The 826-nt window shown below is 65.6% G+C and carries 1 protein-coding gene; it reads left to right on the top strand.

Annotated elements, in window-relative coordinates:
* Window positions 1-826: Ig-like domain-containing protein (locus CG67_RS16590; RefSeq protein WP_038024945.1), on the top strand; the 826-nt coding region annotated here is incomplete at both ends.

The following is an 826-nucleotide window of genomic DNA, read 5'->3' as shown; positions in this document are numbered from 1 at the left end:
CCAGTCAGCCTTCGGCGGCGATTCCTGTCACGGTCGAGACCACGGCGCCGGCAGCAGCCGGTGATGTCGGACTGACCGACGGTAACGGTAATAACCTGTCCGGAGCGGAGACAAATGACTCTACCCCGATCCTGAAAGGGACCGCGGCAGCCGGCGACACCGTCACTATCCTCGACAACGGTAAAGCCATCGGCACCGCCACGGCGGGCAGCGACGGCAGCTGGAGCAGCACCCTGCCGGCCCTGGCCGACGGCAGCCACAGTATCACCACCACGGTCACCGATGCCGCCGGTAACACCAGTCAGCCTTCGGCCGCCATTCCTGTGACGGTCGAGACCACGGCGCCGGCAGCAGCCGGTGATGTCGAACTGACCGACGGTAACGGTAATAACCTGTCCGGAGCGGAGACAAATGACTCTACTCCGGTCCTGAAAGGGACTGCGGCAGCCGGCGACACCGTCACTATCCTCGACAACGGTAAAGCCATCGGCACCGCCACCGCGGGCAGCGACGGCAGCTGGAGCAGTACCCTGCCGGCCCTGGCCGACGGCAGTCACAGCATCACCACCACCGTTACCGATGCCGCCGGCAATACCAGTCAGCCTTCGGCGGCGATTCCTGTCACGATCGAGACCACGGCGCCGGCAGCAGCAGCCAACGTGACGCTGACCGATTCCGCCGGGGACGATCTGAGCGGGAAAGCCAGTAACGATGCCACCCCTGTTCTCAAAGGGACCGCGGCAGCCGGCGACACCGTCACTATCCTCGACAACGGTAAAGCCATCGGCACCGCCACCGCGGGCAGCGACGGCAGCTGGAGCAGCAC

The sequence above is a fragment of the Tatumella sp. UCD-D_suzukii genome (assembly GCF_000611875.2).
GTDB classification, from domain to species: Bacteria; Pseudomonadota; Gammaproteobacteria; order Enterobacterales; family Enterobacteriaceae; genus Tatumella; species Tatumella ptyseos.
Note: the sequence above shows the minus strand (reverse complement) of the source record. Positions and strands in the feature narration are given on the sequence as shown.